The organism is Psychrosphaera aquimarina (assembly GCF_032461525.1).
Lineage (GTDB): Bacteria > Pseudomonadota > Gammaproteobacteria > Enterobacterales > Alteromonadaceae > Psychrosphaera > Psychrosphaera aquimarina.
In genome coordinates this window covers 16,551-31,198 of sequence record NZ_JAWCUA010000003.1, presented here as the reverse complement: position 1 = coordinate 31,198, position 14,648 = coordinate 16,551, and the positions used below count along the sequence as shown (strand labels likewise).

Here is a 14,648-nt window from a genome sequence, read left to right as displayed (position 1 = left end):
TAATATTAGCTACAAGTTTGCTGTCGGTTTCGACGGTTATGTCACATGAACCAAGCTTTATTGATATGCCATCACAATTATTGTTAAAAAGCGCAATGGGTGTGCAAAACACATCGATAGTGGCAAATGATCAAGCATGGTTAATTCCTGGCGTTATGTTAGGAGGTGAGTCCACCCCCCAACCTTCTGGGACTGCCATTAATGATTTACAATTATTTGGCCGCCTTAACCTAGAAGATGATTACTACTTAGGCAGCAAAATTGGATTTCATCAACATCAAGGAGAAGGTGAATTAGAGCTGGAAAACTATTGGTTTGGTAAATACTTTAAATTTGAAAACAGCATTTTAAAAATTGATGTGGGCAAGACGGCGACAGATATAACTCCCACCGCTAATTACCACTCCTCACAAGATGAATTTAATACTAAACCTCTATTAGCTGAAGTATTTTTTGGTGGTCATCATAAAGATACCGGCGTAAAAGCAAACTGGTATTGGCATGAACTTGAAGTGGGATTAGAAGCATGGAATGGCGATAGTTGGCCAACCAGCTCAAGCAAAGGCAACGTTGCAGGTTTTGTTCGTTATCATGGTTTTATTTACGGCGTTAAAACCGACGTGGCGAGTTGGTACTCTGCAGGCAAAGCTGCACAACGTATAGACAGTCGTTACGACAGCGGCCATAGTCATTCTGCGACTACAATCACGGCGCCTGATGTCCGTTTCACCGGTGATGTTGCCATGGCTGGTAGTTATGTATTGTTATCTCAGCAAGTAAATGACGACTTTTTATGGTTAGCTCAATGGGAATGGATGCACAGTGAGCAAGATGGAAAAATAGAAGACACAACACAAAGTGCAGGTATAGATCAAACTTTAGACGGCTATCGCTTCATGTTAGGGCTCAACTACCAAACCCATAAGTTTTTTGTCCAGCAAGAATATTTGGCTATCAACAATAAGTTTACTGATGCCAGTACCTCGTTAATCGAACAACAAGGTTTGTACAACCAAGGCTTTGAACCACAAAGGTTAATGTTTGGGTACCATTGGCAGTGGAATGCTAATTTCACTTTACGCATTGAATCGGTCAGCGACAAAACTCAGTCATACCAAGATGGATTAGACAAAACGCAACAATACTGGTCTTTAGGTTTGATTTGGCAACATAAACTGTTATAAATCCGCTAACTTAATACAAAAGCGCAGTGTCGATGCAGAGCAAAACCATAAAAAGCAGTCAGCAGATTAGGCCAATCGTAAAAGCGAGATTTTCTTTCATCGTTCTGCAGCTGATTGCTATTTTATTATCCCAATTTTGGATCCAATCTGAATTACCCTTTTTAACTTTATACGCCATAGTGGCATTAGAAACAGCATTAAATGTGATGTTTGTTTACCTGTACCGCACCAATCGAAATGTCAGTATTAATGCCTACTTTATTCAAGTTGTGATGGACATCTTGTTTTTAACGGCTTTGTTGTATTTTAGTGGAGGGGCATCTAATCCGTTTGTATCACTGCTGTTATTGCCCATAGCAATAGCTTCCGTCACGTTACCTAAACACCTGTTATTGGTGGTGACATTGTTGGCGATGAGCGCTTATTCAAGTTTATTGTTAACCTTAAGCCCTCATGACTTACACCACATGAATATGGAACAGCACTTATTTGGTATGTGGCTTAATTTTTTATTGTCTGCCTTTGTGGTGGTGTTAGTTGTAGCCTCATTGATCAAGGCCGTGAACAAACAAGAAAAATTGGTGAGTAAACAACGTGAAGATCAATTACGCCAAGAGCAGTTGTTATCTTTAGGCGCCGCCGCCGCACAATTTGCCCACCGATTAGCCACGCCTTTAGGTACCGTGCATTTAATTTCGGAAGAATTACAAGATATTCAAACCTATGATGAATCTTTGTTTAATCAGTTAGACCAAGAGCTAAGTGTATGTAGACGCCATTTAGATGACTTTAGAGCTATGGCAGAACAAGTAAAAAACAACTCAAAACAAAGCTTAGGCTCGCAAGCGTTTATTAACGACTTACGCCAAGAAGTGCAGTTGAGTTTTCCTAGCACTAAGGTCATTTGGCAGGTTGGCGAGCTAGCTAATTTGTCGTTAATGGTGGCTCCTATTTTAATGCCCGCTTTGTTAAACCTGATACAAAATGCGGTACTGGCCAGTAACACTGACAACCCGAATGACTTCCACATTGAGATAACCGTTGCTCCACACATAGCTAATAACACGATTGTGATCAGTATCCGTGATCACGGTGTTGGCTTTGCAAACGACACATTATTACAGTTGGGTAGTGAACTGGTGGACAGCAAACATGGTTTAGGTATGGGGGTATTTTTATCCCATGTGACACTTGATAAATTAGGTGGTCAGTTAAAACTATATAATCATCAACAAGGCGGGGCAGTTGCGGAAGTCATATTACCTCTATTAGCTGCACAACCGGAGTTGGATAATGTCTGATTTGATGGCGGAGCCTATTAATAAAAAATTGTTGATCATTGAAGATGATGAGAGCTTCGCGGCTGCACTAGCGCGCAGATTAGAAAGGCATGATTATCAAGTTGATATTACCCACACTACGCAGTCCGGTCTTGAGTTCGCTGAAAAAATAAGCCCTGAATATGTACTATTAGATATGAAAGTGGGTGATGACAATGGCATTCATATCTTGCCCCAATTAAGACAGTTATTACCCAATAGCCGCATTATCTTGTTAACCGGTTATGCCAGCATAGCGACGGCAGTAGAGTCGATAAAGTCAGGCGCGGATGACTATTTATCTAAACCAATTGATGGCGCAAGTTTACTGGCTACCTTACAAGGTGAGGTGAATAGCGACAATAAAAATACTAGTAAAGGCAAGCTCAATATCGAAACTAGTATGTCGCCTGCCCGTATGGAGTGGGAGCATATTCAACAAGTGTTAAAAGTGAACCAAGGCAATATATCTGAAACGGCCAGACAGCTTGGAATGCACCGCCGAACACTTCAACGTAAGTTAGCCAAAAAACCACAAGCCAATTAACTAACCCCTTTTCTGTTACTCGTTCTTATTTTCATTTTTTCGAAACTCGAAACTCGAAACGCTTCAGTTAAAAGCTCAGTATAATATTAAAAGAAGAACTAATTATTATTAGGGCATATGACAGGTGAACATTGATGATAAGTTGTAATGAATATGACTATGTTGAGATAGTTTGTATGTATCGATATCCGGTTAACATAACATTGAAGACGGGACTGATTATTGAGGGCATTGCCCTTGATACTCAATACAATGCTGATCGTCAAGAATGCATTAAAGTGGATATTGATGATATAGAAACATTAATAACTTTGGCTAGTATTGCCATATTAGAAGTTGGAATTGAGAATCCGCATTTTAAACAGATAACTTTTACTTAACGACTGGCTTTAATAGACTAGTATCAGTGGCTAGTGACATGAATTTAAATATGACTCAAAAGGATATTTTACTATGATGACAATGGCACAATTAACGGAGTTTTTAGGCTGGGCTTCTGTGATTAATATAGCCTATTTATCGATAGCCACATTGGCGTTGGTGTTTATGCGAGGTTATATTTTTTCCATTCACAGCAAGTTGTTCGGTTTAGATGAAACGGACTTAAGTACGAAGTATTTTAACTTCTTAAGTAACTATAAGATTGTGACTGTAGTGTTTATGGTCGCGCCGTATTTAGCATTAAAAGTAATGGGTAATTAATTGTTTGTAGACCTAAAACTATGATGAATAGTGTGCTTAATCAAGGGCCGGTTTATTTATAACCTGCCCAACGCCTATTAAAATTGCCAGTTAACCTTGTTTACTTTATTTCTGTGTTAAAGGACAATTTGTAGGATTTATAAGAACAATATTCTGTGATGTTACCCTCTACCTTTATGGCACCATAACCATTTACTGAATTTTCGGTTTTTGAAATTTCAATATTTATTAAATTGTTATCCCATTTATCATTTGCATTAACCCGTTTAGAGTTAGTTCTACAAAGTAATTCTGCGGTTGATTTATATCGACTTCTATCAAATATCTTATCAATGTTTTGAGCCGGAAGTTCGTTTTTAGCCGCAATGGATTTCCAATCAGCCAGTGTAATATCGAGTTGACTTCCATTGACCTCGACAGTGTCCCCATAACTTATGTAATGAGTAAATACAGAATTGGTTTGGTTATTCATTCCTGAGTTTTCAATGATAAATACACCTCCTTGACCAATGACGTTGAATGTTGCTTTTTGCTTATTTACATTAGTTACTACTAATGCAGTTGCTTCATCAACACCCAATCCGTATTTGGTGTTGGTATCAATTAATAATTGAGCTAAACGGCCTTGTCTTCCGCGTTCTGAAAAGTGAGTATCTAACACTCCCCAATGAAAAAGGCCTAGTCCTCCTTTTGCTCGGTAAGTTAAATCGTCTGGATGTACTCCTTTTTTGCAGGACGCTGACTTATGACATCCTGCAACAGGTAAAACATCTTTTTTGGCACCACGGACTAATGCTGTATTACTTTGTCCATTGGTGATCATAGGCACTTTCATTGTTTTATCATCGCCAGACATGACTGCTGTACCAGCGCTCGTCCCGCCAATAACAAAATGCTCAGTTTGTAATTTTTGTTTAATGATATGTAATATTTGACTGTCGCTACCATCAGCATTAATAAATGCCTGTAGAGTTAATGATTGATCGCCGCCATTGATAAACAGTCCATCAGCATCTTGAATCGTTGATATAATCGCGTCTGGATTTAAGCATGCTTGAAATTGTTTTTGCGCTAAATCTGGATAAACATACTCCCTGTTAAAGGACCCTTGAATGTCAGAACGAACTTGATTTATGTCCTTACAAATACTGTCTCGGTTACCTTTGGTCGACATCAATTTATTTAAGGTCGCATCTAATGGAAGCCATATAGCATTTGCACCAGCTTGCTCAAATGCGGATTGATAGAAATCAGCAGCTTCAAATGGATCTCTGGCTGAAGCGGTTAATACCACAATGTTTGGTTTGTTATGGCCAAGTTTAGCCTTAGCTTGAGCAACAAATTGTTGATAAATATTAGTTGAGAAATAGTTAGTGGAATCTAATAAGGCGACATACTCTTTCAGCCTTTCTCCGGTCTCTTCGTTTATCACAGGTTGTTCTAATAAATCCAAAAGAGCGTAATACTCAGGGTCGCTCATTTTATATATAAGATCATCATGATCATTGTTTTTAAGAATACGTTTTAACTCAGAAAGTGGAACTTTGTTGTTAATAAGTTCTGATGATTTCCGAAGCAATTTAATTAATGCATATTTATTTGAGGGACCAAATTGGTCAGTCCAAACGCGATCGATTTGTTGAATATTTAGATTATTAATCGCATAAAGGTTATTAAATTTAACACCTGCCAGTTTGGATATTTGTTCTTTTTTTGTACTGGTGCAGTTTTTCTTTGACATGGAACTACATGTTTTAAGCCCCCCGCCAACTAGATAAATAGCACTGTCGTTGTTGTTGTATTTGGCGTAAGAAGGTGCTGATATTAGAGCAAATATCAGCAGTATTGGTGCATATTGTTTCATTTTTATATATTCCCCAGAAGCTTGTTCGGCAAAAACAAACTTAAATTAAATTAAAAAATACGGTTGACAACTAATTAATACAGCGGTATTTCTAATAATGAATATTGACAAAAGTTTGCGGCAAACAAACTTTTTAATGAAACGCTAGACAACTAAAAAGACATTTATATATGTACAAGAAAGCATTCTCGCTTACAACATATACTTATTCAAACTTCTACCTTTCGGAGTGGTTTGACGAGTAAACACTAGAAAACAATTCGTTTGTTTTCTGGCGGTTAGGTCTCGTTTTTCTACCCACCAAAAACTTCAATATATTTTATATCTGGCATTGTGAATTCAGTTTCGCCTATGGCATCTGTTTCTTTGCTACTAATTTTTCTATAAAAATCAGTGAATTATACTATGAAAGTTTTTAATCAATCATATCTTGCTATAACAATTTGTACTGCACTTTCTATTAACAATGTAGCCTTAGCTGCAGATGAAACATCAACCGATAAACAAAAAATTGAAAAAATCACCGTCACCGGCAGCCAAATTAAAGGCGTTGATTTAGAAGGGATGCAACCTCTAATAATACTAGACGCTGAAGCGATTCGTAAATCTGGTGCATCGAGTGTCTCAGAGTTGATGAAACAACTTGGTCAGACCCGTGGCGGTGAAGGTTCGTTTTCCACCAGTGAAAGTGGTGCTACATCAACATCGACTCCCGCAGGTCAAGCTGCAGCTTCACTTAGGGGGTTAGGGCCATCGTCTACCCTAACGTTGATTAATGGCCGACGAATAGCAGCGAGTTCTTTTGCATCGGGGACACAAAACTTCGTTGATATAAATACGATTCCATTAGCCGCTATTGAAAAAATAGAAGTTTTAGCAACTGGAGCATCTGCCATATATGGTGCTGATGCGGTAGCAGGGGTTATTAATTATATTCTCAAGAAAGATTATAAGGGCGCAGAATTAAACACTTCTTATGGCAATAGTTTTAATGCTTCCGACAATGGAAAAGTGAACATTAACTTTGTGGTTGGAACTGAAATTGGAGGCGGTAATTTAACGGCGTTTGTTGATTATTTTGACCGAAGCGCATTTAGTGCACAGGATAGGGCGTTTACCAAGGATCCGTTACTGGAAAGCGCTTATTCATATTTGCCTAAAAACACCCCTAATATTTATTACTATTCTGCCCGTACTGGTAATGAAATTGGTAATCCTAATTGTAAAACAGACTTCGTAACTACAGAGTATGGCGAAGAAATTTGTGCATATTATCGAAATGAAGATGACATGTTAAACAGTGAATTAAGCTCTAGTTCTGCAGGCTTTGTTTTTACAAAAGATATCGGTGATATTACGTGGAATACTGATTTTTTCTATTCGCACTCTAACTCGGTAGCCATTTCTAGTCCTGCGCCTATTAATCAATTAGATGATAGTGATGGCCCTTGGGTAGATGAAACCGCACTGAATGCATTTAGTGATGAAGTTCGTGATGATTTACTGGATCAAATGTACATAGACCCTTTTGATACAATAGCTGGAAGGGAATTGTGGGGGTTTCAGTTTGACGCTCGTTTTGCTTCACCTCGTACTGTTGAAGTTACCACTGATGCAATTCGATTTGTATCTGAATTGTCTGGTTCTTTAGGTGAGTGGGATTGGGATAGTGCCGTTACATTGTCTAAATCAGAATCAGAACAACAGGCTATCGCTGGAATATATAATCGTTATAAATATCATGCCGCTTTAGCTGGTGAGCTTTGCTCATCTGGTGAGATAGCTAATTACGATGGAACAAGCGGCAACTTAGCTTGTAACTCGGGTGAACTACTGGCTATGTATAATCCTTTTTTAGAAGGTAATACAGCTAATAACGCTATCTTAGAACAAACTCAGGAAGTACCAACCCGAGATGGGGAAAGCACAGTATATGGCTGGGATGCACGTATATCAGGCGAGTTATTTGAACTTAATGATGAGTTTGTTAGTGCGGCGTTTGGCATGGATGTACGTAAAGAGAGCATTACTGATACACCTTCTTTAAATTCTCAAGCGCGTGCTGAAAATGGATACTTAGTTGACGTATTTGGATTTGGTTCCAGTTTATCAGAAGCTGAACGCCTACAATGGGGAGCTTTTTCTGAATTTTATGTACCGTTAAATGATCAGTTAGAGCTGCAATTAGCTGGTCGATACGATAATTACGATGATTTTGGTGATAGTTTTAATCCTAAAGTAGGCATTAGTTATCGCCCATTAGAAGAACTTATTTTAAGAGCTTCTTGGTCAACTTCCTTTAGAGCGCCTTCTTTAACTCAAGCAGGGGTTAAATTAAGAACAACCACTGCAACATATGATTGTGGTGCAAATCAATCTGTAGCTGATTTATATTGTGAAGGTTTTGGTGATCAACGTAGTCCAAATGTACTTGAATTAGGTAATGCTAATTTACAAGCTGAAGAGTCAGAAGCTCTTAGCCTAGGTTTTGCTTTCAGCCCAACTGTAGATACAACATTAACGGTAGATTATTGGTCATTTGAACATGAAAAGCTTGTCGATACTGATATGACAAGAGTATTGTCAGATGCCATTAGTGATGCGTCTTTGCGCCATTGTGGATTAGTACCTAATGGCCAGGTTGGTATTTCATATGAAGAAGACCTATGTTTGGTTACCGACTCTAGTGGTTTAACAATTGAAGATTCAGGGGCAAACCTTGGTGAAATATTAAATGAATGGGTTGCATTTGACTCACCACGTTATGCAGAATTACCTTTATACCGTGATCATATTATTCAATTAGAAAATACCGGTAAACAAACGGTTTCTGGCATTGACTTAGCTTTTGTTCATTATATTAGCCTTACTGACGGCGAAATTAGTTTAAATATCGATGCTACTCATTATATTGAGTTTGATCGAAATAAAGCTGGTTCTGAAGAAATTGAACAATTAATAGGTACTTGGCGTTATCCACAAGATATCGCTAGTGCAAAAGTAGCATGGTCGACAGGGGCGTTTTATTCGAGCGTAACGTTAAACTACACGAGCAGTTATAGTGACGATACTGATGGCTTAAATGGCCGCCAAATAGCGGAATTATCGGATTTAGGTTTAATTAATGAAGAAAACCAACGAGACGTTGAAGCGTGGACGACAGTACGTTTGAACTTGGGTTATGACTTTGAAAATATGAATGTTAATTTAACCATTAACAACATGTTTGATGAAAACCCACCAGTCGCTTATGGTTCCTCAAGAGGTTTTGACTCGATTAATCATGATGCCTTGGGAGCAAATTATCGCGCTTCTCTAACTTATTTCTTTTAGTTCCATCATGAATCAACCATGCAAAGCAACGCTTTGCATGGTTAATTATTTCCACTATTTTTTTATGTATAGAGTAAGTTGAATTACGATGAATATTGATAAATTAAAACAAGATGTCATCAAAGACAGTTCAACCAATATAGGTGAAAAATCTGCAGATATGTTGAATAAAAGATCAATGCCGGATGCGTTTGTTATTTTATTTTTTGTTGTGATGTTAGCTGCCATATCGACACATTTTATACCAGCAGGTTTTTATCAAGTAGCCGTAGACCCAACCACGAATCAATCGACATTAATTGCGGATAGTTTCCAATTTGCAGAACAGCAAAGTGGTGTTCCATTATTTGCTGAGGGAGGCAATATTGGATTTCTAAACTTTGCATTTGAAGGCATGGTTTCTGGTGATAAATGGGGCTCTGCTATTGGGGTGATGATGTTTATCATTCTCACAGGAGGGGCGTTTGGCATTATCATGAAAACGCACGCTGTAGACAATGGAATTTTGGCATTAATAGACAAAACTAAACGCTTTGAAATTGCTTTTATTCCAATTCTATTCGTTTTGTTCTCATTTGCGGGGGCTATTTTTGGTATGGGGGAAGAGGCAATAGCATTCTGCATTGTTTTACTGCCTCTGATGAAAGCGATAGGGTATGACGGAATTATTACTGTATTGGTGACTTACGTTGCGACTCAAATAGGCTTTGCTACTTCTTGGATGAACCCGTTTAGTGTTGCAATTGCACAAGGAATCGCAGGTTTACCACTGATGTCAGGTTTAGAATTTAGATTGGTAATGTGGTTAGTATTTACCACGGTAGGTCTTATTTTCACTATGCGTTATGCAAGTCGAATTAAGTCCCTTCCAGTGTCAAGTTCAGAAGTTGTAACTGAACAGGAACAAGGCGAAAAAAGCCGATTTACTTTTCTAGATAGTGTGCTTTTGAGTGTATTCTTAATTGGTATTATTTGGGTTATTTGGGGGGTAGTAGCAAGAGGTTATTATATTCCTGAATTAGCCAGTCAATTTTTCACTTTAGGTTGTGTTATTGGCGTAGTAGCTATTGTAGGTAAACGACTAAGTGTTAATGACGTCGCGGATGCATTTAAAAATGGGGCAAAAGATTTACTTCCCGCAGCTATGATTGTAGGCATGGCTAAAGGTATTGTGATTATTTTAGGTGGCGATCAAGCAAGTGAACCTTCGGTATTAAATACAGTTTTGCATTATACAGGTCTGTTTTTATCAAGTTTGCCAGAAACAGTTTCAGCCGTTTTGATGTTTGTATTCCAGTCCATATTTAACTTTTTTATTGCATCAGGCTCTGGTCAAGCAGCATTGACAATGCCGATTATGGCTCCACTAGCGGATATTCTAAATTTATCTAGGCAAATAGCGGTTATCGCATTTCAACTAGGTGATGGTTTAACCAATATTATTATACCTACATCTGCAGCGTTAATCGGTTGCCTTGGTGTGACCAATATTGATTGGTTAATTTGGGCAAAATTTATTTGGCGTTTCATGCTGGTGTTAGCTGTGACTGCAATGTTATTTATTGTTTTAGCTGTACAGCTAAATTTAACGTAGGGATTGTTATGAAGCTTATTAAAAGCGCAGACGTATATTCACCTGAATCATTAGGAAAAAAAGATGTACTGATCGCTGGTGGTAAAATTGTCGCTATTGCAGATGATTTATCACATTTTGAACATAAACTTGTTGAAGTTATTGATGCAACTGGACAAATATTAGCACCAGGGTTTGTTGATTCTCTGGTCCATATTACAGGTGGCGGTGGGGAAGGTGGATACGCAACAAGAACTCCGGAAATGGGTGCAGAAGATGCATTTTATGGTGGAATTACTACTGTTATTGGTGTGTTAGGTACAGATGCGGAATCTCGGAGTCTTGAAAATTTGCTGGCTAAAGCCTATGGCTTACAAGAACAAGGTTTAACCGTTTATTGTTATACGGGATCGTATCATTATCCAATGGTAAATTTAATGAGCTCGGTTAAACGCGACATTATGTTTATCGAAAAATTTATCGGTGTTGGAGAAGTTGCCATTGCCGATCATCGCAGCTCACAGTTAACGGTAGAAGAGTTGGCTAGAGTCGCTTCAGAATCTCGAGTCGCTGGAATGTTATCGGGTAAGAGCGGTATCGTAAGTATTCATGTAGGTGATGAGTCGGGCAAATTAAATTTACTATTAGATGTTGTTGAGCAGTCAGACATACCTATTAGCCAGTTTTATCCGACCCACATTAACCGAAGTGGCTCATTATTAAAATCGGGGATAGAATATGCCAAAAAAGGCGGTGTAATTGATTTTACCACAAGCACTACAGAACAAATTATTGAACAGGGTGAAGTTCCAGCCGCCGAAGCGTTAGCTTTAGCACTGCAAAGTGGTGTTGATATCAAACAACTGACTATGAGTAGTGACGGAAATGCCAGTTTACCTGCGTTTGATGAACAGGGTAATTTGACCAATTTACAAGTAGGTGAAGTCAAAAGTTTACATCAATCTATGGTGGATGCCGTTATAAAATACCAAGTACCATTTGATATTGCTTTACGCTCAATAACCAGCTCTCCCGCTGATATCCTTAAGCTAAATAAAGGTAAAATAACAATAGGTTCTGATGCCGACGTTGTTTTACTTAATAAAACAACCTTGACCATTGAAAGTGTTTTTGCACTTGGTGTGCAAGTGGTAAATGAAATAGCGTTGGAAATTGATCTACCCTTTGGTCGTAGTTAATTTAAACCAAATCTTAATACTGAAGTAGATAGTATGATTAAAAACCCACGTTAAAGTGGGTTTTTATGTTTAACGGTCCATAAATGCAATAACTCTACACTTATGGTTGCAGCTGCAAGTGAGGTTATTTCTGCGCTGTCGTATGCCGGCGCTACTTCAACCACATCCATTCCCACTAAGTTTATTCCAGCTAATGCTCGTAGTATCTTGAATACTTTATCGCTAGATAAACCACCACAAACTGGCGTGCCCGTACCCGGAGCAAAAGCCGGGTCCAAACAGTCAATATCGAAGGTTAGGTACACGGGTAAATTACCAATAGTATTTTTTATTTGATTGACTATGTCATCAACACTGTCGTCATTGGCTTGCATCGCATCAATCACTTTAAAGCCATGGTTTTGGCTTTTGTAATTGGTTCTTATACCGATTTGAATAGAGTGTTCTTTATCTATTAAACCTTCGTTTGGTGCATGAAAAAACATAGTGCCGTGATCATATCGACTGCCATTATTGTATGTGTCGGTGTGAGCGTCAAAATGAATTAATGCCATTTTGCCAAACTTTTTAGCGTATGAACGTAACAAAGGCAAAGTCACAAAGTGATCACCCCCTAATGCCAAAATTGTTTTATTGGCATTAAGGAGTTGGGTCGTGGCAACTTCTACTTTTTGGGTAAATTCGTCAGCATCACCGGTTGAGTAAACCAAATCCCCTGCATCAACCACATTCACTTTTTCAAATAGTGAAAACTGCCATGGATATTTTCTACCCTCCCATGCCAGATTGACCGATGCTTGTCGAATGGCCGTTGGGCCCATACGAGCACCAGAACGACCAGACGTGGCCATGTCAAAAGGCAAACCTAATACCACTATATCCGCATCCGTATTTAGCGGATCAAAACATAAAGGCTGACGCATAAATGTCATGGCATTTGAGTAGATAGAGTTATCTACCTGATTAAATAGGTTGTTTTGAACTGAGTTCATTATTAAAAATCTTCCAAATAAGTATAACCACGTAACCCTGCCACTAACTCTTCTAAAATTGGCTCACGTTGATCTTCTGGTAACTTAGTATTCACTAACTCTTCATAAGCGTCGGTAAATACATCAACGTCTAAGTGCACATAACTCAACATGTCAGCCACGCTGTCACCTTCGTTAATTTCTTTAATTTCAACTTCACCGTCGTCATCTAATAAAATGACGGCGCTGTGTGTATCACCAAATAAGTTATGCATATCCCCTAAAATCTCTTGGTATGCACCCACTAAGAAGAAACCTAATAAGTATTCTTCACCTTCTTTCCAAGCTGGAACGGGTAAGGTTGTTTCAATACCTTGCCCATCAACGTAACTGCCAATCGTGCCGTCAGAGTCACAAGTAATGTCTAACAATACTGCCCGTTTTTCATGAGAGCGTTCCAAGTTAGTCAGTGGTAAAACTGGGAATACTTGGTCAATGCCCCATGAGTCTGGCAAAGATTGAAATAATGAAAAGTTTACAAAAAACTTATCCGCTAATTTTTCAGTTAAACCATCAATAATTGGACGGTGAAAACGATTTTTAGTATCCATTAATTGATGTAATTCATAACAAACACGTAAGTTAACTTGTTCAGCCCAAGCTCGTTGAGTTAGGTTTAACAGACCCATACCAAACTGTGTGTGTACTTCAGCAATGTCACTTTGAGTATCGTGATAAATTTCGATTAATGCTCTGTCATCATTGCGTTGGCTTAACTGTAACCAAGAGTTCCACATGTTTTTTAACAACAAAGGTGCATCCGTTTCGGCTTCTGGTATCACTTCTGGCTGATATGACTCAGCACCAATTACGTTAGAAATTAATACCGCATGATGTGCGGTTAATGCACGGCCTGATTCTGAAATGATCATAGGCATAGGCTCGTCATACATTTTACAAGTATCGCCAATGGTATAGACGATGTTGTTTGCGTATTCCGCCAAGCTGTAGTTCATTGAGTTATGAGACTGGCTACGTGTGCCGTCATAATCAATAGCTAAACCACCACCTACGTCCATACAGATAATACCTGCACCTAACTTACGTAATTCACAATAAAAACGCGCAGCCTCACTAACACCTAACCTAACATCACGGATGTTGGCCATTTGTGATCCCAAATGGAAATGTACCAGTTTTAATGCATCCAACATGTTGGCATTGGTTAATACTTTGATCACTTGTAAAACTTGTGAGGCAGATAAACCAAATTTAGATTTTTCACCACCACTTGCTTGCCATTTACCTTTACCTTGAGATGCTAAACGCACACGTAAACCTAAACGCGGTTTAACCCCTAACTTTTTTGCTTCGGTTAAAATCATGTCTAATTCAGACATCTTTTCTAAAACGATATGCACTTGGTGGCCTAGTTTCTCGCCGATAAGAGCCAAACGTACGTATTCTTTGTCTTTATAACCATTACACACAATAACCGATGACGCTTTGTGCGCCATGGCTAATACCGCAAGCAATTCTGCTTTACTGCCCGCTTCTAAACCTAGTTGTTTAGTTTCTTGGTTATGTTGGCTAGCAAGAATCTCATCCACAACTTCACGTTGTTGATTTACTTTAATTGGATAAACCAATAAGTATTTTTCTTGATAGTTATATTCTTTAATCGCGTTATTAAACGCGTCGCATAAACTATGCACACGGTGATGAATGATCTGCGGAAAACGAACAAGCGCAGGCAAGGTTAAGCCTTTATCTTGGATCATTTTAGCTATCGTACTTAAGTCAACGGTATGTTCTTGGTTATCCACTTTAGGGGCTACATACACGTTACCAGAGTCGTTAATACCAAAGTATCCTTGGCTCCAGTGACGTACGTTATAACAAGCGCGTACATTCTCAAGTGTGTTTTTATTCAATGCTTTTCCTTGATAATTTAGA

11 protein-coding genes are annotated in these 14,648 nt (G+C 38.5%); 8 read left to right on the top strand and 3 right to left on the bottom strand.

Features of this window, described 5'->3' with window-relative positions; genetic code table 11:
- Window positions 1-38: 38 nt before the first annotated feature.
- The 5 genes from RT723_RS03180 to RT723_RS03160 all read left to right on the top strand — a co-directional run bounded on the left by RT723_RS03180 (window position 39) and on the right by RT723_RS03160 (window position 3,752).
- Window positions 39-1,184 carry a hypothetical protein gene (locus RT723_RS03180; RefSeq protein ID WP_315945868.1) on the top strand — a complete coding sequence of 382 codons (1,146 nt, stop codon included), beginning with the start codon at window positions 39-41 and terminating at the stop codon, window positions 1,182-1,184.
- Between the two features lie 32 nt (window positions 1,185-1,216).
- A complete protein-coding gene (locus RT723_RS03175; protein WP_315945867.1) occupies window positions 1,217-2,485 on the top strand; it encodes a sensor histidine kinase in 1,269 nt (422 codons plus the stop codon).
- Complete coding sequence (locus RT723_RS03170) at window positions 2,478-3,050, top strand: response regulator transcription factor (RefSeq protein ID WP_315945866.1); 573 nt, start codon at window positions 2,478-2,480, stop codon at window positions 3,048-3,050. Before RT723_RS03175 ends, RT723_RS03170 begins: the two co-directional genes overlap by 8 nt.
- Before the next feature lie 134 nt (window positions 3,051-3,184).
- The gene (locus RT723_RS03165) at window positions 3,185-3,430 is read left to right on the top strand and encodes a Rho-binding antiterminator (RefSeq protein ID WP_315945865.1); all 246 of its coding nucleotides are present in this window, start codon (window positions 3,185-3,187) and stop codon (window positions 3,428-3,430) included.
- A gap of 73 nt (window positions 3,431-3,503) precedes the next feature.
- Window positions 3,504-3,752, top strand: a complete 249-nt coding sequence (locus RT723_RS03160) for a DUF6868 family protein (protein ID WP_315945864.1) — start codon at window positions 3,504-3,506, stop codon at window positions 3,750-3,752.
- A gap of 100 nt (window positions 3,753-3,852) precedes the next feature.
- Here RT723_RS03160 and RT723_RS03155 read toward each other — a convergent pair whose 3' ends face one another.
- Complete coding sequence (locus tag RT723_RS03155; protein ID WP_315945863.1) at window positions 3,853-5,616, bottom strand: cyanophycinase; 1,764 nt, start codon at window positions 5,614-5,616, stop codon at window positions 3,853-3,855.
- A gap of 405 nt (window positions 5,617-6,021) precedes the next feature.
- On the opposite strand from RT723_RS03155, the gene RT723_RS03150 reads away from it, so the two are divergent.
- The 3 genes from RT723_RS03150 (at window position 6,022) to iadA (ending at window position 11,721) form a co-directional block, all read left to right on the top strand.
- Window positions 6,022-8,949 (top strand): TonB-dependent receptor domain-containing protein, encoded by a 2,928-nt coding sequence (locus RT723_RS03150; protein ID WP_315945862.1) that lies wholly within the window; start codon window positions 6,022-6,024, stop codon window positions 8,947-8,949.
- 160 nt (window positions 8,950-9,109) lie between these two features.
- A complete protein-coding gene (gene yfcC / locus RT723_RS03145) occupies window positions 9,110-10,543 on the top strand; it encodes a putative basic amino acid antiporter YfcC (RefSeq protein ID WP_315946301.1) in 1,434 nt (477 codons plus the stop codon).
- 8 nt (window positions 10,544-10,551) lie between these two features.
- Complete coding sequence (gene iadA, locus RT723_RS03140) at window positions 10,552-11,721, top strand: beta-aspartyl-peptidase (protein ID WP_315945861.1); 1,170 nt, start codon at window positions 10,552-10,554, stop codon at window positions 11,719-11,721.
- Between the two features lie 50 nt (window positions 11,722-11,771).
- Here the strand turns inward: iadA and speB are convergent, their stop codons facing one another.
- Window positions 11,772-12,713 carry an agmatinase gene (gene speB, locus RT723_RS03135; protein WP_315945860.1) on the bottom strand — a complete coding sequence of 314 codons (942 nt, stop codon included), beginning with the start codon at window positions 12,711-12,713 and terminating at the stop codon, window positions 11,772-11,774.
- Between the two features lie 2 nt (window positions 12,714-12,715).
- Complete coding sequence (speA, locus tag RT723_RS03130) at window positions 12,716-14,626, bottom strand: biosynthetic arginine decarboxylase (RefSeq protein ID WP_216056475.1); 1,911 nt, start codon at window positions 14,624-14,626, stop codon at window positions 12,716-12,718.
- Window positions 14,627-14,648: the final 22 nt, after the last annotated feature.